This is a genomic window from Enterobacter cloacae complex sp. IR5412 (assembly GCF_049237385.1).
Classification (GTDB): Bacteria; Pseudomonadota; Gammaproteobacteria; order Enterobacterales; family Enterobacteriaceae; genus Enterobacter; species Enterobacter intestinihominis.
On sequence record NZ_JBMKHQ010000014.1, the window covers coordinates 101689 to 122160 of the forward strand.

A 20472-nucleotide genomic window follows, 5' to 3' on the forward strand; every position below is an offset into this window, starting at 1 on the left:
TTACCCTCTGGAGCGCAAGGGTTGTAAACGAGCATCTATGAATATTCACCACATCCTGAAGCAAAATAAAGACCGCTGGTGGGCACTTCCTCTTATATTACCCGTCGTGTTACTCCCGGTGCTTAGTGTGGCTAATACCTTAACGCAGCTGGGCGACGGTATCGTTGCGCTCTATTATCTCCCGCTCTCCTTTCTGCTGACGCTGATGTTGTTCTTTGGCCTGGAAGCCCTTCCCGGAGTGGTGGTGTCGCTGTTTTTACGTTATTACCCGTCCGTTGGGTTGTTTGAAACCGTGACCGGCATTTTGCATTTTATCGTCCCCCTGGTGCTCAGCTGGGGCGGTTACCGCGTGTTTGCGCCCCGACGCAATATGACCGCTTACGGTGACATACGCCTGATGGGGCAACGTATCTTCTGGCAGGTGTTTTGCCCGGCAACGCTTTTTCTGGTGCTATTTCAGTTTGCGGTTTATCTCGGGGTCTATGAGAGCCGCCAGAGCCTTGCAGGATTGAATCCCCTCAATATTCGGACTCTTATTAACTATCAGGGGCTGCTGGTGAGCGGGCTGACGGGTGTGCCGCTAAGCTACCTGCTGATCCGCCTGATACGTCATCCGCGCTATTTCAAGGGACTGATGTCCCAGCTCCGCACGCAAATAGACAAAAAGGTGACGGCCGTTGAGTTTGTGGTGTGGTTTTTAGCTCTGGGAGGGTTGCTGGCTATGCTGCTGCTGCCCATGAATGAAAACAGTTCCATTTTCAGCACCAACTACACTTTGTCACTGCTGATGCCCGTGATGCTCTGGGGGGCGATGCGCTTTGGCTACAAGCTGATGTCAATCATCTGGACGCCGGTCCTGCTGGTGTCGATTCACTTTTTTTATCACTACATTCCGGTGCAGGGGGGTTATGGCATTCAGCTGGCGATCACCTCATCCAGCTATCTGGTCTTTTCCTTCGTTGTGACGTACATGTCGATGCTGGCGACACGCCAGCGGACCATCAATATTCGCTCCCGCAGTCAGGCTTTTCTCGATCCGGTGGTGCATATGCCCAACCTGCGGGCGCTGTCGCGCGAGCTGGCCAGTCATCCGTGGTCAGCGCTCTGTTTACTGCGCGTGCCCGAGCTGGAAGTACTGGGACGCAATTACGGCGTACTGCTACGGATCCAGTATAAACAGCAGCTGGCGCAATGGATAAATGGCACCCTTCAGCCAAAAGAGCAAGTCTATCACCTCACCGGATATGACATGGCGGTGCGTCTGGAGGCGGAGTCGCATCAACAGCGCATTGAGACGCTGGACGAGCATATTAAGCAATTTGTTTTTATCTGGGATGGTATGCCGGTGCAGCCTCAGGTTGGCGTGAGCTACTGCTATGTACGCTCACCCGTCAATCACCTCTATCTGGTGCTGGGGGAACTGGGCATCGTGGCTGACCTCTCCCTCTCAACGAATCACCCGGAAAACCTTCAGCAGCGCGGGGCTGTTCACTTGCAGCGTAGCCTGAAAGATAAGGTGGCGATGATGAGCCGTTTGCAGACAGCGCTGGAGCAGAACGCTTTTAGCCTGTTAGTTCAGCCCGTTCGCGGCCTGCGCGGCGATCATTACCACGAAGTGCTGCTGCGAATGCGTGATGATAACGGGGCGCTGATCTTTCCCGAGCAGTTCCTGCCCATAGCACAGGAGTTTGGTTTATCGTCGCGTGTCGATTTATGGGTACTGGAGCGTACGTTGAGTTTCCTGGCACAGCACCGCCAGCGTTTGCCGGGCCAGCGCTTTGCCATCAACCTCGCACCTTCTACCGTCTACCGGGCGCAGTTCCCGCTTGAAGTGAGCCGCCTGTTAGCCAGATATGCCGTTGAAGCATGGCAGCTGATCTTTGAAGTGACCGAAAGTAGCGCCTTTGGTCATGCGGATCTGGCGGCATCCACCCTCAGGCAATTGCAAAAAATGGGAATACGGATCGCCATTGATGATTTTGGCACCGGCTACGCCAGCTATGCGCGGTTAAAAAGCGTGGACGCCGACATTCTCAAAATCGACGGCGGCTTTATTCGCAATATTGTCAGCAACAGCCTGGATTACCAGATCGTGGCATCCATTTGCCATCTGGCCCGGATGAAGAAAATGCTGGTGGTGGCGGAATGTGTGGAAACAGAAGAGATACGTAGCGCGGTGCACGCGCTAGGTATCGATTATGTGCAGGGCTACTTAATTGGGTTGCCAGTTGAGCTTGATACGTTGCTCGAAACACAGCCTTCTCAGGAGAGCGCCTTAGCCGTTACGCTGCCGCCTCAGAACTCTCTTCTTCAATCTTCAACAGCCAGCCGGTGACCGCTTCCCAGTACTGCTGCTCTTTTTCCAGATCCAGCAGCACCAGCGCGTTCTGGCTAAACCAGTCGTGCGGGAAGCTCAGCGTCCAGTGATAGTCATCCGTTTTAAGCTTCAGTGTCGGCGGCGTGGTGGTCGCCTGTCGCTGATTATTGAGCAGCACGCCCAGGCGCAGAAGCTGAATGAGTGGCAGGAACTGCTTTTTCTTAAATAGCGTAAAGCGCGGCAGATCGTCGAGCTTGATGGCTTTGCGGTGATAGCGCACCAGCGTCGCCATCATGGTTTGCTGCTCCTGGTTGAAGCCAGGCAGATCGCTATTTTGCAGAATATAGGCTGAATGGCGATGCATTCCGCTGTGGTTAATGTTCAGCCCCACCTCATGCAGCATCGCGGCCCATTTTAACAGCGCGGCCAGCTGCGGATGCGCCAGCTTTGGATTCTGCTCCTCCCACTGCTCGTACATCTGAACCGTGGTTTCCAGCACCCGTTTCGCCTGTTCGCGGTCGATATTGTACTGGTTGGCAAGGCTCTGCGCGGTGCGGCTGCGAATATCCTGATGACGGAAACGGCCTTCCATCTCATACAGCACACCTTCGCGCAGGGCGCCGTCAGAGAGGCGCAGCTCTTTGATCGCCAGCGCGTCAAACACGCCGCAGAGGATCGCCAGCCCCGGTACGAACACCGCTTTACGCTCGTCGGACAAGCCCGGCAGACTCAGGGCGTCGAAGCTCTTGTGCTTAAGCACCTCTTCGGTGAGTTTCACCAGGCGCTCAGGCGTAATAAACCCGTCCTTTTCACCCATCGCCAGCAGCACTTCATGGGCCGCTTTAATCGACCCCGATGCGCCCAGCGCCACGTTCCAGCCCTGAATACGATACTGCCAGGCCAGATTTTCCAGTTTTTGCACGGCGGCCATGCGCGCGCGCTGGAAGTTTTCGCGGGTGATGACGCCGCCCGGAAAATACATTTGCGCGAAGCTGACGCAGCCCATACGGCGGCTTTCAACCAGACGCGGCTCGAAATCTTCGCCAATCACCAGTTCGGTTGAGCCTCCGCCGATATCAATCACCAGCTTGCGGCCTTTTTCCGGCTGCGTATGCTCCACGCCCATAAAAATCAGGCGCGCTTCTTCGTTACCAGAGATGATCTCAATCGGGTAGGGGATAACCTTTTCCGCGCGCTTAAGAAATTCCGGCGCGTTCAGCGCCTGGCGTAGCGTATGCGTCCCGACGATGCAGACGCTGGACGGCGAAAAGCCTTGCAGACGTTCTGCGAACAGCGACAGGCAGTTAAGCCCGCGCTCCATTGCCTCTTCGCTCAGCATGTTACGCGCGTCGAGCCCATCGGCCAGATGCACGCGCTGCTTCAGACGACCGATGATCTGCATCGCGCCATCCACCTCGCGGGCGATGACCATATGGAAACTGTTTGAGCCAAGATCGACCGCAGCGAACTCCTGCGGGCGTGGGGTATTATCGTTTATTGGCATAGGTTAATCGGGTTGCTCAAGTGATTTGATGTAATCGTAAATCGCCAGCTGCGACCGCACTTTACGGCGATTGCCGCGCGGTACATAGCGATTACTGAGTTCTTTGTCGATATAACGTGCTTTCACCGTATCGCTGAACAGGATCTCGATAATGTCCAGGATACGCTGCTTCAGGCGAGGATCCAGCAGCGGTGCCGCCACTTCAATACGGTAATCAATATTACGCGTCATCCAGTCGGCGGACGAGAGGTATACGCGCTTATCACCGGCGTTATCGAAAATATAGACGCGATCGTGTTCAAGATAGCGATCCACAATGCTGATCACGCGGATGTTGTCGCTGATGCCTTCCAGTTCCGGAATGAGCGAGCACATGCCGCGAATGAGCAGATTTACCGGAACGCCGGAGCTGGAGGCCGCATACAGGCGATCCACCAGGCCTTTGTCCACCAGATTGTTGAGCTTCAGCGTGATGCCGGACGACAACCCGTTCTGCGCATTGGCAATCTCTTTGTCGATCATATCGTACAGCAGGCGCCGTGAGTTCTGCGGTGACACCAGCAGATAATCGAAGCTCACCGGGCGGTACGGGTTCTCAATGAAGTTGAACACCCGACGCACTTCGTTGGTGATGCGGGCATCGGCAGTCAGCAGCGAATAGTCGGTGTAAATACGCGCGGTTTTCTCGTTAAAGTTCCCGGTACCGATATGGGCGTAGCGCACCACGTCGTCGCCCTCTTTACGGGAGATCAGGAACAACTTGGCGTGAATTTTCAGCCCCGGCGCGGAGAAGATGACGTGCACGCCCGCTTCCGTCAGTCGGCGCGCCCAGTGGATGTTGGCCTCTTCGTCGAAGCGAGCCTGGAGCTCAACCACCACGGTCACTTTCTTGCCGTTGTGCGCTGCGTGGATCATCGCATCGATGATGCGGGAATCTTTCGCCACGCGATAAATGTTGATTTTAATCGCCAGCACGTTCGGATCGAACGAGGCCTGACGCAGCAATTCCAGCACGTGTTCAAAGGTGTGATACGGATAGTAGAGCAGCACATCCCGCTCGCGGATGGCATCGAACCCGTTGCGGAATTTATCGAACCAGATATGGCGCAGGCGCGGCAGCGGTTTGTTTACCAGATTGGCTTTACCGACGTTCGGGAAGCCAATGAAATCTTTAAAGTTGTGGTAACGCCCACCGGGGATTATGGAGTCGTAGCGGGAGATGGTCAGCTTATCGCGCAGCATCTCCACCATCGCGTCCGGCATATCGCGCTGATAGACAAAACGCACCGGCTCTGCCGTCAGGCGCTGCTTGAGGCTGGAAGACATCAGCTCCATCAGGCTGGCCTCCATCTCATGCACCAGATCGTACTCGGCGTCACGGGTCATCTTCATCGAGTAGGCGTTGAGCGCGTCGTAATCGAAGAAACCTTTGAAGATATCGTCCAGACAGTAGCGCAGAATGTTATCCAGCAGGATCATCGGCTTACGTCGGCGCGGGGTTTCCGGCGGCAGATTTACAAAGCGCGGGACTTTATCAGACGGTATTTCCAGCAGCGCGTAGTTAATGGTCTCACCACGAATGATTTCTACCGCCAGATAGGTGTAATCATCTTTCAGGAACTGCACCAGATCGGTTTCACGGTTGATCAGAATCGGGGTGATATGCTGGCGCAGATAGTGTTTGAAATAGTGGCGCAGCCAGTTTTGCTGATTCGCGGAGAGCTGGCGTTCGTTGATCAGGAAGATTTGGTTGCGTGCCATTTCCAGCAGCAGCTCGTTATAGAGGCCATCAAATTCCTGATCGGCTTTCATGACGCGAGACTGGATTTTTCCAAGCAGATGCCGCGAGTGGGAGTTTAAGCCCTGTTCTTCGCTGATGATGATTCGGCGTTTTAGTTCGGCGAAGCGAACCTTGTAGAACTCATCCAGATTGTTGGAATAGATGCCTAAAAAACGCATACGCTCAATCAGCGGGTTACTTTTATCGGCCGCTTCCTGAAGTACACGTTCGTTGAATGCTAACCAGCTTAGCTCTTTCTCGATATATAACTTTTCCTGACCCATTACAGCTCACACTCCAGTTCAATCACAGGACGTGGTAAATCCGTCTCGTCCTTATTATGGCGAGCATTTCCACGATATGTCCAACAGTGCCAGAAAAGTATGACAGTTATTTTTTTTGTTGGGGATTTTAGGGGGTTGGAGAAGGGAATATCGGGTAATGCAATATGTAGGTCGGGTAAGCGCAGCGCCACCCGACAGAACAAACTACTCTTCAGCCGCATGACCCTGCGGGGGCAACTTCACGCCGTCCAGCCAGGCGGCACCGTCGCGCATCTCAAGACGGCCGTCAACAAACCAGCTTACCACCAGCGGATAAATGGCGTGTTCCTGAGCCTGTACACGTTCCGTCACGTCGTCTTCGTTGTCACCGTCAAAGACCGGTACTTTTGCCTGCAAAATGACCGGACCGCCGTCCAGCTCGTCGGTAACGAAATGCACGGAGGTCCCATGCTCCTCATCGCCGTTCTCCAGCACCTGACGATGGGTATGCAGGCCAGGATATTTCGGCAGAAGAGAAGGGTGAATATTCAGCAAACGTCCGTTGTAATGCGCGACGAAGGCCGGGCTCAGGATACGCATGTAGCCCGCCAGCACCACCACGTCAGGCGCGTAGGCGTCAATCTCCTGCACCAGCTCACGGTCAAAGGCTTCACGCCCGGCGAACTGGCTGGCTTCCAGCGCGTGCGCAGGAATGTTCGCTTCCCGCGCGCGCTCAAGGCCGAACGCATCGGCCTTGTTGCTGAATACTGCCCGAATGGTGCCATTGATTTTCTTCTGTTTGCAGGCGTCTATGATTGCCTGCAAATTGCTTCCGTTGCCGGAAATGAGCACCACGATGTTTTTCATTCAATGACCACACGCTGTTCGGCATCGGAAGCTTTAATCGTACCGATTTTCCACGCGTTTTCACCTTTTTCTGTCAGCAGTTTAACCGCTTTATCCGCTTCGCTGGCTGGCAGGGCGATAACCATGCCCACGCCGCAGTTAAAGGTGCGATACATTTCATGCTCGCTCACGTTGCCTGCGGATTGCAGCCAGTTGAAGACGGGCGGCCACTGCCATGAGGAGGCGTCGATCACCGCCTGGGTATTGTCCGGCAGCACGCGCGGAATGTTTTCCCAGAAGCCGCCGCCGGTAAGGTGAGCGATGGCGTGCACCTCAACGTTCTCAATCAGCTCCAGCACGTTTTTGACGTAGATACGGGTCGGGGCCAGCAGGTGATCGGCCAGCGGTTTGCCGTCCAGCTCGGTGGTCAGCGGGTCGCAACCGCTCACTTCGAGGATCTTACGCACCAGAGAGTAGCCGTTGGAGTGCGGACCGCTGGAGGCCAGCGCAACCAGCACATCGCCGTCAGCCACTTTGCTACCGTCGATAATTTCTGATTTTTCTACCACGCCGACGCAGAAGCCTGCGACGTCATAATCTTCACCGTGATACATGCCTGGCATTTCAGCGGTTTCACCGCCGACCAGCGCACAGCCGGATTGCAGACAGCCTTCGGCGATACCGTTAATGACGCTGGCTGCGGTATCCACATCCAGCTTGCCGGTCGCGTAGTAATCCAGGAAGAACAGCGGCTCAGCGCCCTGTACCACCAGGTCGTTGACGCACATCGCCACCAGATCAATACCAATCGTATCGTGACGCTTAAGATCCATCGCCAGGCGCAGTTTTGTACCGACACCATCCGTACCCGAGACCAGCACAGGTTCACGATATTTTTGCGGCAGCGCGCACAGTGCGCCGAATCCACCCAGGCCACCCATCACTTCCGGGCGGCGGGTTTTTTTCACCACACCTTTGATTCGGTCAACCAGCGCATTACCTGCGTCAATATCAACACCGGCATCTTTGTAGCTGAGAGAAGTTTTGTTGGTCACGGCTTAAATCCCCACGCGATTGCATAGCTAGTAAGAAAAATCGGCGCAATTCTAACAGTCCAGGCAAACGTTTGCGAGCCTATTCTCGGCGCGGGGATCTTTTTTTCTGTGCGGACTGTCCAGGGCAACAAACTTGACTCCGTTCACGAAAATGAAACCGGTTTCGGCGATCTGCTTGCAACGGCTATCCCCTTTGCACATCATCAAAATGAAACCGGTTTCTGTAACTGTTTTTGCAGAAAATAACGCAGAATGAGGGAAAGCGAATGTCAGGATTTAAAGCAGGTTTTCTGTGGGGTGGGGCCGTTGCGGCGCACCAGCTTGAAGGCGGCTGGAAAGAGGGCGGCAAGGGCGTGAGCGTTGCCGATGTCATGACGGCAGGCGCCCACGGGGTACCGCGTGAAATCACCAACGGCGTGCTGGAGGGGAAAAATTACCCAAACCACGAAGCCATCGACTTTTACCACCGCTATAAAGAAGACATCAAACTCTTTGCCGAGATGGGGTTCAAATGCTTCCGCACCTCCATTGCCTGGACGCGTATCTTCCCGAAAGGCGACGAGCTGGAGCCGAACGAAGCGGGACTCAAATTCTATGACGATCTTTTCGACGAGTGCCTGAAGCACGGCATCGAGCCGGTGATCACGCTTTCCCACTTCGAGATGCCTTTCCACCTGGTAACGGAATACGGCGGCTGGCGTAACCGTAAGCTGATCGACTTCTTTGTCCGCTTCGCGAAGGTCGTTTTTGAGCGCTATCAGCATAAAGTGAAGTACTGGATGACCTTTAACGAGATTAATAACCAGGCCAACTTTCATGAAGACTTTGCGCCGTTTACCAACTCCGGGCTGAAATATGCCCCGGGAGAAGATCGCGAGCCGGTGATGTTCCAGGCGGCGCACTATGAGCTGGTGGCCAGCGCCCTGGCGGTGAAAGCGGGGCGTGAGATCAACCCGTCACTGCATATCGGCTGCATGATTGCCATGTGCCCCATCTATCCGCTGACCTGTGCCCCGGACGACATGATGATGGCGATGAACGCCATGCATCGCCGCTACTGGTTCACCGACGTTCACGTGCGCGGCAAGTATCCGCAGCATCTGCTCAACTACTTTGAACGTCGCGGCTTCGCGCTGGATATCACCGAAGAAGATAAAGTGGCGCTGACGCAAGGCTGCGTGGATTACATCGGGTTCAGCTACTACATGTCGTTCGCCACCAAAGCGACGGCGGATAATCCGACGCTGGATTATGACGAGAGCAAGAGCCTGGTTTCTAACCCGTACGTGCAGAAATCGGACTGGGGCTGGCAGATCGATCCTGTCGGGCTGCGCTACTCTCTGAACTGGTTCTGGGATCACTATCAGCTGCCGCTGTTTATTGTGGAAAACGGCTTTGGCGCGATCGACGTGCTGGAGAGCGACGGCACGGTGAACGACCAGTACCGCATCGACTACCTTTCCGCCCACATCCGCGAGATGAAAAAAGCGGTGGTGGAAGACGGCGTGGATCTGATGGGCTATACCCCGTGGGGCTGTATCGACCTGGTCTCTGCCGGCACTGGCGAGATGAAGAAACGCTACGGCTTTATCTTTGTCGATAAAGATAACGAAGGTAACGGCACGCTGAACCGCAGCAAGAAGAAATCTTTCGACTGGTATAAGCAGGTGATTGCGAGCAACGGCGATAACCTGTAATTGTCGGGTGGCGCTAACGCTTACCCGACCTACACTACACGTAGGCCCGCGTAAGCGCAGCGCCACCGGGCAAGACCCCGCACCCAAACCGGAGCCCAGCCTCCGGCTTTTTTGTTTTTGATTGATGTACATCAAGCAACATGGGTATGGCGCAATCCGAAAAAAGCGGTATAATCCCGCGATTTTTTTGCGGATGCCACCTCAGAGGAGAAAGAGAATGAAGATTGTGGAAGTGAAACACCCACTCGTTAAACACAAGTTGGGCCTGATGCGTGAGCATGACATCAGCACGAAGCGTTTTCGCGAACTGGCTTCTGAAGTGGGTAGCCTGCTGACCTACGAAGCGACCTCTGATCTGGAAACGGAAAAAGTGACCATCGAAGGCTGGAACGGCCCGGTGCAGGTTGAACAGATCAAAGGTAAAAAAATTACCGTTGTGCCAATCCTGCGTGCGGGTCTGGGCATGATGGAAGGCGTGCTGGAGCACGTCCCAAGCGCGCGTATCAGCGTGGTAGGTATCTACCGTAACGAAGAGACGCTTGAGCCGGTCCCATACTTCCAGAAGCTGGTCTCTAACATTGATGAGCGTATGGCGCTGGTAGTTGACCCGATGCTGGCGACCGGTGGTTCGATGATCGCCACCATTGACCTGCTGAAACAAGCAGGCTGCAGCAGCATCAAAGTGCTGGTGCTGGTCGCGGCGCCGGAAGGTATCGCGGCGCTGGAAAAAGCGCACCCGGACGTTGAACTCTATACCGCGTCTGTCGACCAGGGACTGAACGAGCACGGGTACATCATCCCGGGGCTCGGCGATGCCGGCGATAAGATTTTTGGGACTAAATAATCGAATAACGATAAAGAAGCCGACTTTGATAGTCGGCTTTTTTTTGAATAAAAACCAACAATGACACTCAGAGGAAAACACTATGACGCGCCGTGCTATCGGGGTGAGTGAAAGACCGCCGCTTTTACAGACAATCCCGCTTAGTTTGCAGCACCTGTTCGCCATGTTTGGCGCAACCGTGCTGGTGCCAATCCTGTTTCACATTAACCCGGCTACCGTGCTGCTGTTTAACGGCATCGGTACGCTGCTTTACCTCTTCATCTGTAAAGGCAAAATCCCGGCCTATCTCGGGTCGAGCTTCGCGTTTATCTCCCCGGTACTGCTGTTGCTGCCGCTGGGTTACGAGGTCGCGCTGGGCGGCTTTATCATGTGCGGCGTGCTGTTCTGCCTGGTCTCCTTCATCGTGAAGAAAGCGGGTACCGGCTGGCTGGACGTGATGTTCCCGCCTGCGGCAATGGGGGCAATCGTTGCCGTCATCGGCCTGGAACTGGCGGGTGTCGCGGCGAACATGGCTGGGCTGCTGCCTGCGGACGGTCAGTCACCGGATTCTAAAACCATTATTATTTCGCTGGTGACGCTGGGCGTGACGGTTTTCGGTTCCGTCCTGTTCCGCGGCTTTATGGCGATTATCCCGATCCTGATCGGCGTGCTGGCGGGTTACGCGCTCTCCTTCGTGATGGGCGTTGTGGATACCACACCGATTGCCGAGGCACACTGGTTCGCGCTGCCGACCTTCTACACCCCACGCTTCGAATGGTTTGCTATCTTCACCATTCTGCCTGCTGCACTGGTGGTGATTGCTGAGCACGTTGGCCACCTGGTGGTGACGGCGAACATCGTGAAGCGTGACCTGATCCGCGACCCGGGCCTGCATCGCTCCATGTTTGCCAACGGTTTCTCCACCATCATCTCCGGTTTCTTCGGCTCCACGCCAAACACCACTTACGGGGAGAACATCGGCGTAATGGCGATCACCCGCGTCTACAGCACCTGGGTTATCGGCGGCGCGGCGATCATCGCTATTCTGCTCTCCTGCGTCGGCAAACTGGCGGCGGCGATCCAGATTATCCCGGTTCCGGTGATGGGCGGCGTTTCCCTGCTGCTTTACGGGGTGATCGGTGCGTCCGGTATTCGCGTGCTGATTGAATCCAAAGTGGATTACAGCAAGGCGCAGAACCTGATCCTGACCTCCGTTATCCTGATCATCGGCGTGAGCGGCGCGAAGGTGCACATCGGCGCGGCAGAGCTGAAGGGGATGGCGCTGGCGACCATCGTCGGCGTGGGCCTGAGCCTGATTTTCAAGCTGATCTCGGTCATTCGTCCGGAAGAAGAAATCCTGGACACTGACGATAGCGAAAAAGCACCACATTGATCCTTTAACCGGGCGGACGATCCGCCCGGTTCTCTCCTTGCTGGTTCCGTGTTAAACTCCATTCCGATTTTATGTAAGATCTCTGGTTGAGGTATTTCTGAACGGACCGGCACAGCTCTCTCTGCCACTTTATCTCCCTGACGACGAAACTTTCGCGAGTTTCTGGCCGGGTGATAACCCCTCTTTACTGGCTGCACTGCAAAACGTGCTGCGCCAGGAACACAGCGGATACATCTATATCTGGTCACGCGAAGGCGCGGGACGCAGCCACCTGCTGCATGCCGCCTGTGCGGAACTTTCGGCGCGCGGTGACGCGGTAGGCTATGTGCCGCTGGATAAACGCACCTGGTTTGTGCCTGAAGTGCTGGAGGGCATGGAACATCTCTCCCTGGTCTGCATCGATAATATTGAATGCGTGGCGGGAGACGAGCCGTGGGAAATGGCGATCTTTAACCTCTACAACCGCATTCTGGAGTCGGGCAAAACCCGGCTGCTGATCACCGGCGATCGTCCGCCGCGTCAGCTCAATCTGGGGTTGCCGGATCTGGCGTCTCGTCTGGACTGGGGGCAAATCTACAAGCTGCAACCGCTGTCGGATGAAGACAAACTCCAGGCACTTCAGTTGCGCGCCAGACTGCGCGGATTTGAACTGCCGGAAGACGTAGGGCGCTTCCTGCTCAAGCGTCTGGATCGGGAGATGCGCACGCTCTTTGATACGCTCGATCAGCTCGATCGCGCCTCCATCACCGCCCAGCGCAAGCTGACCATTCCGTTTGTGAAAGATATTCTTAAGCTGTAGTTATGCCGGGTGGCGGCTGCGCCTTACCCGGCCTACATTTGGCACCCGTAGGCCCGGTAAGCGCAGCGCCACCGGGCTAAAGATCCCCCATCAGGTGCTCAACCAGCAGCGGAATCGGTCTTCCCGACGCCACGCTTCTGCCGTTCTCACGCCACAGCGCCGTCCCGCTGATATCCAGATGTGCCCATGGGATCGCCGGCGGACAGAAGTGATGCAGCAGCCACGCCGCCGAGGCGCTTATCGCTGCATTGTTAGTCGGTGTGTTGCACAGATCGGCAATCGCGCTGTCGGTCTGCTTTTTCAGCCGTGCGTCCAGCGGCAGAGACCACACCTCGTCACCGCTCCGTTTACCTGCCTGCGTCAACGCGGCGCGCAGCGGTTCATCCTGGGTCATCAGCCCGCTCAGCTCATACCCCAGCGCTTTCACCACTGCGCCCGTCAAAGTCGCCATATCAATGATGTAGCGGGCCTGCGGGTACCGCTGGCTGGCCCAGGCAATGGCGTCAGCCAGCACCAGCCGGCCCTCGGCATCGGTATTATTGATTTCAACGGTGGTGCCGTTACAGGCTGTTGCCACCGTGCCGGGCTGCATGGCGTCGGGGCCGATGGCGTTTTCCGCCAGCGCCAGCACGCCCATGATGCGCACGGGTAATTTCAGCTCCGCAACGGTCAGCATCAGCCCCAGTACGTTGGCCGCGCCGCACATGTCATATTTCATGGTGTACATGCCCGCGCCTTCCTTCAGCCACAGGCCGCCGGTGTCAAAGGTAATGCCTTTTCCCACGTAGCAGCGCATCGGGCCGTCGTTGGCACCATCATAATGAATAGCCAGCAGACGCGGCGGGCAGGTCGCCCCTTTGCCAACGGCGTGCAGCAGTCCAAGACCCTGCTCAGCAATATCTTTTTCGTTCAGCACCTCGCAGCGCAGGGCAGGGCTGGCGGCACACAGTTTTTGCGCCTCTTCCACCACAAACTGCGGCGTGCAGCGGTCGGATGGCATATCCGCCAGACGTCGCGCCGCGATCATGCCGAGCGCAATGGCCTGCTGCTGGCGGAAGGTCGTCTCCAGCTTCGCCTGCTGTTCCGGCAGGCAGAGGGCAGTGATGCAGGTAAGACGCAGCGCTTCGTTCGTCTTCTTCAGCTTCAGGTCACTGAGCCTGTGCGCCTGATTAAAGAGAAAACGCAGCACCTGCGCCAGCACCACATCGTCGATATCCGTCACGTCCAGCACGAGTTCGGCGCTTGCGGGGGCGGTAAGCAGCGGTCGCAGGGCGGTGAGCAACCCTTCGGTCAGGGCGTCATGCCATAGCGCGTCCGGCAACAGAGTAATGCGCGCAAACGGCGCGCAGCCAAAGCGAGCGTCCGCGACGGTGCTCTGCTGGCGCATTTCAGCGACAAGAGCGCTTTCCGGTAACAGGGAACTGTCAGCGCGCGCAATCAAATGGCTGTTCGGCTTCGCGTCTGAAAGCGCGTTGATAAACTGGTAAGTGATCATCATGATTCCTCAATCGGCGCGCGGATCCGTGCGGCATAGGCCTGCATCCACTCCTCATCTACCGCGTGATAGTGCGTTTTCTCCCGCAGGCGTTCAGTACGAAAAACGGTGAGGGGCTGGCGAGCCGTCGCCACCACGAACGAGAAGGTTTTTATGTTAGTCGCGGCGCCAAATTCGCCCTGGTTGTTCATGCACACCACGGAGAGATCGCCCGCGCGACCGAAGCGCGACATCAGCTTGTCTTCCAGTTCGAATACGACTGAATCCGCCGCCTGCTGCGGCGTCATCCCTTGCGCCATCCGGCGAACGATTTCGTAGCTGGTACAGCCCTTCATCAGGTCTTCACCGACGCCTGTGGCGGTGGCCGCGCCGGTTTCGCTGTCGCAGTAAAAGCCGGAGCCGATGATGGGTGAGTCACCGAGGCGACCACGTTTTTTCATAAACAGGCCACTGGTGGAGGTGGCGACGCTCATCGAACCCTGTTTATCAAGGCCAATGATGCCGACGGTGTCATGTCCGTCGTAGGGGCTTAACCCCTTATCCAGCGTTTCGCGGCAGCGCTTGCGGTAGTGCTGCATGGCGCGATCCGTGAGCATGGTTTTGTCGGCAAAGCCCTGGCTCAGCGCCCATTCGCGCGCGCCCTGGCCGACCAGCAGGCTGTTATAGCGTTGACGGCTGAGCGCGTGCGCCACGCGCACCGGGTTGGCGATATCCACCAGATTCCCCACGGCGCCGAACGCCAGCGTGTCGCCGTCCATATAGGCCGCGTCCAGCTCCACCTCGCCGTTTTCGGTCGGCAGGCCACCGTAGCCGACGGATTTATACAGCGGAAAGTCTTCCACGGCAGCGACGGCATCGACCACCGCCGAAGCGACCGGTTTTCCCGCCGCCAGGGCAGACGCGGATTCCGTTACCCCTTCAAGTGCCATTCGCCAGGTTGCGATAATTCCCCACATGCTTTACTCCTGTTTTGCAAGGGTGGTGTCGGGTTGCGTAGCGGTAGTCAGCTCCGCGGCGCGGTACTGTTTATCCAGGATACGCATGAAAGGCAGGTACAGCATGGCGCCAATCAGCAGGTTGATCAGCTGCATCACGCTGCCGCTCAGGTGCCCGGTGACGATAAAGCCGCTGATAACCGGCGGCAGCGTCCAGGGAATAAACACCCCGGTGGTGACGGCGACCGCGCCAATTTTCATCGCCGCATACTGCACGGTGACCAGCACCAGCGGCACCAGATTAAACGGGATGAGCATGATCGGGTTCATGATCACCGGCAGGCCAAACAGGATCGGTTCGTTGATGTTAAATACCGAGGCTCCTGCGCCGAGGCGCGCCACCTCACGCATGTTTTTGCTGCGGGCGAAAATCAGCATCGCTATCACCAGCGACAGCGTGGCGCCCGCGCCGCCCATCCAGATCATGTCAAAAAACTGTTCGGTGATGATGTGCGGCGGCGTCGTTCCCGCCTGGATCGCGGCGATGTTGTCGGTCTGGTTTTCCATCCACAGCGGACGAATAATGCCGTTGATCATCGAACCGGAGTTAATGCCCACTGACCACAGAATGGTGATACTGAATACGGTCATCAGCGCACCGAAATAAGAGGTGCCGTAGTGGCGCACCGGGGTGGCAACCACTTCATAAATAAACTGGTGGATGGTGTGGTAGTGGGTGTTTTCAAATATGATGCGGATAATAAGCACCAGAATCATCACCAGCAGGGCCGGGATCAGCGCCGCGAACGACTCCTGCACCGCCGGAGGTACGCCGTCCGGCATTTTAATGACCAGCTTTTTGCGCTTCAGCCAGCAGAACAGTTCCGTCCACAGCAGGGAACCGATCATCGCCACAAACAACCCTTTGCTGCCAATCCACTCCACCGGCATCACGGTAATGCCGCCGTTTTCCGCCACTTTGATAAAGGGCGTCAGGATCAGGAAGGCGACCAGCGCCAGGATGCCGCAGGAGATGCGGTCCTCGCCATAGTGCTCAGCCAGGCGGTAGGCCACCAGGAAGCTGATAAACAGCGACATGGTTGAGAATACCGCGTTGAATGGAATCTCTATAATCGCACTCCAGCTCTCACCAAAGGCCTGAGACATAAACTGCTGATAGGCCTGATTCGGGAAGGAGGAGATCACCAGCAGGATGGAGCCGACGATGATAAACGGCATGAATGAAACGTAGGCCCCACGAATGGCCCCAAGATGACGCTGCTGGGCCGTTTTCGCCGCCAGCGGCATCAGTTTTGCTTCAAGAAATCCCAGAACATTGTTCATTGTGAACTCCGTACAAGATTGAGAGGTGTTGTTTATGTTATGTCTGTGGATTATCAGTGAAGCGCGGCGAGCGAAAGGTGAAATCGGTCACAAAGCATTCGCTGTTCTACTATAAATCTCATAAGATTGGTTGCGGAGAGAGACGCGATGGAAATCAAACTGCATGCTAACGCCACCACCACACCGCGTATCCGTCGCTATCTTCAGCAGTCAGATAAAAGCGACAGAGAGCTAGCTGTTGAACTGGGGATCTCGGTCACCACCGTCAGGCGCTGGCGCAACCGCGACCAGGTTTCGGATAACCACACAACGCCAAAAGTGATACACAAAGCATTGAGACAAGAGCAGGCGGCACTGATAAATGCCGTGCGGGATATCACTGGGGCACCGCTGGATGAACTGCTGCTGCTGGTGAATGACGGACTCGGGATCGCCGTTTCCCGCGCGACCCTGAACCGCTACCTCAAACCGGCTTCGGTAAGACAAAAGGGGGCGTCGTTGCAGGGCAAAAAGGCGCTGAAGGCCGGTATCATGCCGCAGAAGCTACTTCTGCATCATCAGCCGCTATCGCTGCATATGGACGACGGTGGGGAGCAACACCTGCTCTGGGCGCGTGAACCCGTCAGCGGCTGGTGCTACGCCCGGCTTTATGCCGGTGTCTCGCCGCAGTTGCTGACCCGCTGGACGAACGAGGTGCTGGCTGCCTGTCCGGCTGATATTCAATCTATTGAGACTTTTGGGCTGGCAGTGAACTTGCCGGAGCATAACGTCACCGTAAAAGTGCATTCACAGTATTATCTTGCCCTTCAGGTCACCGTGCCGTTACGTGAGATCATTCCGCACGTGAATAGTGAACCGGCGGGAGAGCTGTTGATCCAGCTGTGTGAATTTTTCAACCGGGGAAAAGCGCAGAAAAAGCTGGGGGAGAGTACGCCGCAGGCGTTTCTGGAAGCGCTGCGGCGTAACGATTAGACGATCCCGAGTACGTCTTCCGGTGGACGGCCGATACGCGCCTTGCCGTTCGCCACGACAATCGGGCGCTCAATCAGCTTAGGATTGTCGACCATCGCCTGAATCAGCCGATCTTCAGTGAGACTGGTATCGTTCAGATTGAGCGATTTATACAGATCTTCTTTCTGACGCATCAGCTCGCGTGCGCTGCCCATGTTCAGCATCTTCAGCAACTGGTAGATCGTCTGCGCGTCCGGGGGCGTCTCCAGATACAACACCACTTCCGGATCGATGTCGTTAGACTTCAGCAGATTCAGAGTCTCGCGACTCTTGGAGCAGCGAGGGTTATGGTAAATTTTTACCGCGTCTGTCATGACTTCTCCTTTATTACATCTTCTCGTACGGCTTAAAGCGTTGTTGCAGGCCACGCAGCTGGTCGATTCGCGCATCGTAGCGGGCCTGTTGCAGGCTACCGAGCTTCACCTGTGAGCTGGCGCTGCTTAGCAGGGAAATGGCCTGATCGAGGCGCCCCGCCAGCGCCAGACCTTCCGCACGCGCGGCCAGCTCCTGATCGCGATTACCCAGTTGCCCCTGGGCCTGGGCGAGCAGCTCCCAGCCGTTCTGGTCATCTTTATTGTTAAAGGTATAGCGGTTCAGAATGGTCACCGCCTCGCCGGGCTGGCCGCCCTGTAAGTAGGCGTTCGCCAGGTTTAGCTGCAATACCGGATTGTTGCGAATGTCTTTCGCCCCTTTCAGACGGTTGATCGCATCGGTCGCTTTTTTCTGTCCTAAATCGATATCGGTTGCGAGGTCGAGATACCACGGATTGTCAGGCGCCGACGCCAGCAGCGGCTGTAGCGCTTTACGCGCTTCATCGTACTTGCTTGCTTCCATCGCCTGGAGTGCCTGACCATACTGCGCGGCGTTCTTCTCGCGCACGTTGCCTTTCGCCAGCGCGTCCAGCAGATCGCTGGTGAGCTGATTACGTCCGGAGTTGTACATGCCAAGCGTTCTCACTTTGGCCATGTAGAAATCCTGCGAGGACTGCACGACGACCGGACGCATCTGGTTAGCACGGTTACGCGCATCCGAGAGACGGCTTTCCGGCAACGGGTGGGTCAACAGAATTTCAGGCGGGCGCGACGAGTAGCGTGCCTGGTCGAGCAGTTTTTCCAGGAAGCTCGGCATGGCCTGCGGGTCAAAGCCGGAACGCTGTAAAACCTGAATGCCGATGCGGTCTGCTTCCTGCTCGTTCTGCTGGGTAAAGCTGATCATCCCCTGACGCGTTCCCGCCAGCGTCCCGGTAAGCGCCGCCATCCCGGCCTGCGGGCTGGCCATTGCCAGCAGAATAGAGCCCAGCGCGCCCACCCAGGTCAGGGGGGCGTTACGCTTCTGATCTTCCATCGCACGCGCCAGATGGCGCTGGGTGACGTGCGAAATTTCGTGCGCCATGACGGACGCCAGCTGGCTTTCGTTATCGGAATAACGGAACAACGCCGAATGCAGCACCACGTTCCCGCCAAAGAAGGCGAAGGCGTTGATTTCGTCGTTATTGATTAAATAGAAGTGGAAGGGCGTTTTTACCGAGTCTGCGTGCGCCACCAGTCGCATCCCCAGACCGTTGATGTACTGCACCAGCAAAGGGTCGTTAATCAGCGGAGCACTGCCGCGCAGCTGGCGTACGTAATAATCACCCATCTGCATCTCCTGCCCGATGGAGAGCGTGCTTCCTGCCGTGGTGCCCATGTCCGGCAATGAATCGGACGAGTCAGCGAAAGCGGGCAACACCTGACCCACCGTCACGGCGGCAATCAGTGTCGCAACCAGTGTTTTTCTCAACTGCCTGAACATAACCACTGTCCTGTATGTTGGATGTGCTAATTTGACCGATGAACCCGCATAACGTTCATCTCCGCTGCTCTGCGAGTGTAGCCGTGTTAAGAGATGAAGAAAATCCCATTCATCAGGGTTTTGCGAAACCTGACAGTGAAACAAAAAGGAAAGTCTTTTTTGTGACAGTTAGATACAATTCACCGTCTCACTCCCGCCATTCGATTCAGGGAAGGGTTGTATGCTCGAAATGTTAATGCAGTGGTATCGGCGTCGGTTTAGCGATCCGGAAGCCATTGCTTTGCTGGTCATTCTGGTTGCCGGATTCGGTATCCTGTTCTTCTTTAGTGGCCTGTTGGCACCGCTTCTGGTGGCAATTGTGCTGGCGTATCTGCTGGAGTGGCCCACCGCGCGTCTGGAACATATCGGCTGTTCCCGTCGCTGGGCGACCAGCATTGTCCTGGTGCTGTTTGTAGGCATTCTGCTGCTGATGTCCTTCGTGGTGATGCCCATCGCCTGGCAACAGGGGATCTACCTGATCCGCGACATGCCCGGCATGCTGAATAAACTGTCTGATTTTGCCGCCACGCTGCCGCGCCGCTATCCTGCGCTGATGGACGCCGGGATCATCGATGCGATGGCCGAAAACATGCGCGCCCGCATCATGACCATGGGTGACTCGGTGGTGAAATACTCTCTGGCCTCGCTGGTGGGGTTGCTGACGCTGGCGGTTTACCTTGTTCTCGTGCCGCTAATGGTGTTTTTCCTGGTCAAAGATAAAGAGCAGATGCTGAATGCGGTGCGCCGCGTGCTGCCGCGCAATCGCGGTCTCGCTGGTCAGGTCTGGCAGGAGATGAACCAGCAAATCACCAACTACATTCGCGGCAAAGTGCTGGAGATGATTGTGGTGGGCGTGGCGACCTGGATTGGCTTCGTGATTTTCGGGCTGAACTACTCGCTGCTGCTGGCGGTGTTGGTCGGATTCTCGGTTCTGATCCCGTATATCGGCGCGTTTGTGGTGACCATTCCGGTAGTCGGTGTGGCGCTGTTCCAGTTTGGTCTGGGTACGGAGTTCTGGAGCTGTTTCGCCGTATACCTGATTATTCAGGGACTGGACGGGAACCTGCTGGTACCGGTGCTGTTCTCAGAAGCAGTTAACCTGCATCCGCTGGTGATTATCCTGTCAGTGGTGATTTTCGGCGGGCTGTGGGGATTCTGGGGCGTGTTCTTCGCCATTCCGCTGGCGACGCTGATTAAAGCCGTGGTCCACGCGTGGCCGGATGTGCCGGCGGTGGAAGAGAAGTAGATTTAGTGCGGGCTGATGCCCTCACCCAACCCTCTCCCACGGGGCTGAGGGATCCCCAGTAATTTTTTTATGCAGAAGCAATAAAGTTGCTTTCTAAATGACTGAGGGCTGTCAGCGATGCCCTGGTCCGGCTG

The 20472-nt window shown here is 56.3% G+C and carries 16 protein-coding genes; 7 read left to right on the top strand and 9 right to left on the bottom strand.

Annotation, left to right across the window (positions count from 1 at the left end; genetic code table 11):
- The first annotated feature begins 37 nt into the window (after positions 1–37).
- Positions 38–2335 carry an EAL domain-containing protein gene (locus tag ACOTX2_RS20440; protein ID WP_051979833.1) on the top strand — a complete coding sequence of 766 codons (2298 nt, stop codon included), beginning with the start codon at positions 38–40 and terminating at the stop codon, positions 2333–2335.
- Here the strand turns inward: ACOTX2_RS20440 and ppx are convergent.
- From ppx to purM, 4 genes are all read right to left on the bottom strand, one after another.
- On the bottom strand, positions 2283–3821 hold the full coding sequence (gene ppx, locus ACOTX2_RS20445; RefSeq protein WP_003860570.1) for an exopolyphosphatase: 1539 nt from the start codon (positions 3819–3821) through the stop codon (positions 2283–2285). The two genes, ACOTX2_RS20440 and ppx, sit on opposite strands and share 53 nt — an antisense overlap.
- Positions 3822–3824: 3 nt before the next feature.
- Positions 3825–5885, bottom strand: a complete 2061-nt coding sequence (ppk1, locus tag ACOTX2_RS20450; protein WP_006811494.1) for a polyphosphate kinase 1 — start codon at positions 5883–5885, stop codon at positions 3825–3827.
- 204 nt (positions 5886–6089) lie between these two features.
- Positions 6090–6731 (bottom strand): phosphoribosylglycinamide formyltransferase, encoded by a 642-nt coding sequence (gene purN, locus ACOTX2_RS20455; RefSeq protein ID WP_023300681.1) that lies wholly within the window; start codon positions 6729–6731, stop codon positions 6090–6092.
- Entirely contained in the window at positions 6728–7765 is a 1038-nt protein-coding gene (gene purM, locus ACOTX2_RS20460) for a phosphoribosylformylglycinamidine cyclo-ligase (RefSeq protein WP_063148298.1), read from the bottom strand. Before purM ends, purN begins: the two co-directional genes overlap by 4 nt.
- A gap of 266 nt (positions 7766–8031) precedes the next feature.
- Between purM and ACOTX2_RS20465 the strand changes: the two genes are divergently transcribed.
- The 4 genes from ACOTX2_RS20465 to ACOTX2_RS20480 all read left to right on the top strand — a co-directional run bounded on the left by ACOTX2_RS20465 (position 8032) and on the right by ACOTX2_RS20480 (position 12477).
- Complete coding sequence (locus tag ACOTX2_RS20465; RefSeq protein ID WP_058676995.1) at positions 8032–9462, top strand: 6-phospho-beta-glucosidase; 1431 nt, start codon at positions 8032–8034, stop codon at positions 9460–9462.
- A 217-nt stretch (positions 9463–9679) separates the two neighbouring features.
- Positions 9680–10306, top strand: coding sequence for a uracil phosphoribosyltransferase (upp, locus tag ACOTX2_RS20470; protein WP_022648979.1), 627 nt, complete (start codon positions 9680–9682; stop codon positions 10304–10306).
- Positions 10307–10388: 82 nt separating this feature from the next.
- A complete protein-coding gene (gene uraA, locus ACOTX2_RS20475) occupies positions 10389–11678 on the top strand; it encodes a uracil permease (protein WP_063148299.1) in 1290 nt (429 codons plus the stop codon).
- Positions 11679–11775: 97 nt separating this feature from the next.
- Positions 11776–12477, top strand: a complete 702-nt coding sequence (locus ACOTX2_RS20480; RefSeq protein WP_211482948.1) for a DnaA inactivator Hda — start codon at positions 11776–11778, stop codon at positions 12475–12477.
- A 76-nt stretch (positions 12478–12553) separates the two neighbouring features.
- Here the strand turns inward: ACOTX2_RS20480 and ACOTX2_RS20485 are convergent, their stop codons facing one another.
- Genes ACOTX2_RS20485 through celB form a run of 3 tightly spaced genes read right to left on the bottom strand, consistent with a single transcriptional unit; the run spans position 12554 to position 16251 of the window.
- Positions 12554–13972 carry a leucyl aminopeptidase family protein gene (locus tag ACOTX2_RS20485; protein ID WP_063148300.1) on the bottom strand — a complete coding sequence of 473 codons (1419 nt, stop codon included), beginning with the start codon at positions 13970–13972 and terminating at the stop codon, positions 12554–12556.
- Entirely contained in the window at positions 13972–14928 is a 957-nt protein-coding gene (locus ACOTX2_RS20490; RefSeq protein ID WP_022648976.1) for a N(4)-(beta-N-acetylglucosaminyl)-L-asparaginase, read from the bottom strand. Before ACOTX2_RS20490 ends, ACOTX2_RS20485 begins: the two co-directional genes overlap by 1 nt.
- A gap of 3 nt (positions 14929–14931) precedes the next feature.
- Positions 14932–16251: a PTS cellobiose transporter subunit IIC gene (gene celB / locus ACOTX2_RS20495; RefSeq protein WP_022648975.1), complete on the bottom strand. Its 1320-nt coding sequence runs from the start codon at positions 16249–16251 to the stop codon at positions 14932–14934.
- A gap of 147 nt (positions 16252–16398) precedes the next feature.
- On the opposite strand from celB, the gene ACOTX2_RS20500 reads away from it, so the two are divergent.
- Positions 16399–17223 carry a helix-turn-helix transcriptional regulator gene (locus tag ACOTX2_RS20500; protein WP_063148301.1) on the top strand — a complete coding sequence of 275 codons (825 nt, stop codon included), beginning with the start codon at positions 16399–16401 and terminating at the stop codon, positions 17221–17223.
- Here ACOTX2_RS20500 and arsC read toward each other — a convergent pair.
- On the bottom strand, positions 17220–17576 hold the full coding sequence (arsC, locus tag ACOTX2_RS20505; RefSeq protein WP_063148302.1) for an arsenate reductase (glutaredoxin): 357 nt from the start codon (positions 17574–17576) through the stop codon (positions 17220–17222). The genes ACOTX2_RS20500 and arsC overlap by 4 nt on opposite strands.
- Positions 17577–17589: 13 nt before the next feature.
- Positions 17590–19053, bottom strand: a complete 1464-nt coding sequence (bepA, locus tag ACOTX2_RS20510) for a beta-barrel assembly-enhancing protease (protein WP_003860547.1) — start codon at positions 19051–19053, stop codon at positions 17590–17592.
- A 220-nt stretch (positions 19054–19273) separates the two neighbouring features.
- Between bepA and ACOTX2_RS20515 the strand changes: the two genes are divergently transcribed.
- Entirely contained in the window at positions 19274–20338 is a 1065-nt protein-coding gene (locus ACOTX2_RS20515) for an AI-2E family transporter (RefSeq protein ID WP_003860546.1), read from the top strand.
- Positions 20339–20472 lie beyond the last annotated feature (134 nt).

Excerpts from the sequence above, each read along its gene's own strand:
- ppx (WP_003860570.1), bottom strand. The coding sequence starts at position 3,821 with ATGCCAATAAACGATAATACCCCACGCCCGCAGGAGTTCGCTGCGGTC.
- arsC (WP_063148302.1), bottom strand. The coding sequence starts at position 17,576 with ATGACAGACGCGGTAAAAATTTACCATAACCCTCGCTGCTCCAAGAGT.
- upp (WP_022648979.1), top strand. The coding sequence starts at position 9,680 with ATGAAGATTGTGGAAGTGAAACACCCACTCGTTAAACACAAGTTGGGC.
- bepA (WP_003860547.1), bottom strand. The coding sequence starts at position 19,053 with ATGTTCAGGCAGTTGAGAAAAACACTGGTTGCGACACTGATTGCCGCC.
- ppk1 (WP_006811494.1), bottom strand. The coding sequence starts at position 5,885 with ATGGGTCAGGAAAAGTTATATATCGAGAAAGAGCTAAGCTGGTTAGCA.
- ACOTX2_RS20500 (WP_063148301.1), top strand. The coding sequence starts at position 16,399 with ATGGAAATCAAACTGCATGCTAACGCCACCACCACACCGCGTATCCGT.
- uraA (WP_063148299.1), top strand. The coding sequence starts at position 10,389 with ATGACGCGCCGTGCTATCGGGGTGAGTGAAAGACCGCCGCTTTTACAG.
- ACOTX2_RS20490 (WP_022648976.1), bottom strand. The coding sequence starts at position 14,928 with ATGTGGGGAATTATCGCAACCTGGCGAATGGCACTTGAAGGGGTAACG.
- ACOTX2_RS20465 (WP_058676995.1), top strand. The coding sequence starts at position 8,032 with ATGTCAGGATTTAAAGCAGGTTTTCTGTGGGGTGGGGCCGTTGCGGCG.
- celB (WP_022648975.1), bottom strand. The coding sequence starts at position 16,251 with ATGAACAATGTTCTGGGATTTCTTGAAGCAAAACTGATGCCGCTGGCG.
- ACOTX2_RS20515 (WP_003860546.1), top strand. The coding sequence starts at position 19,274 with ATGCTCGAAATGTTAATGCAGTGGTATCGGCGTCGGTTTAGCGATCCG.
- ACOTX2_RS20440 (WP_051979833.1), top strand. The coding sequence starts at position 38 with ATGAATATTCACCACATCCTGAAGCAAAATAAAGACCGCTGGTGGGCA.
- purN (WP_023300681.1), bottom strand. The coding sequence starts at position 6,731 with ATGAAAAACATCGTGGTGCTCATTTCCGGCAACGGAAGCAATTTGCAG.
- ACOTX2_RS20485 (WP_063148300.1), bottom strand. The coding sequence starts at position 13,972 with ATGATCACTTACCAGTTTATCAACGCGCTTTCAGACGCGAAGCCGAAC.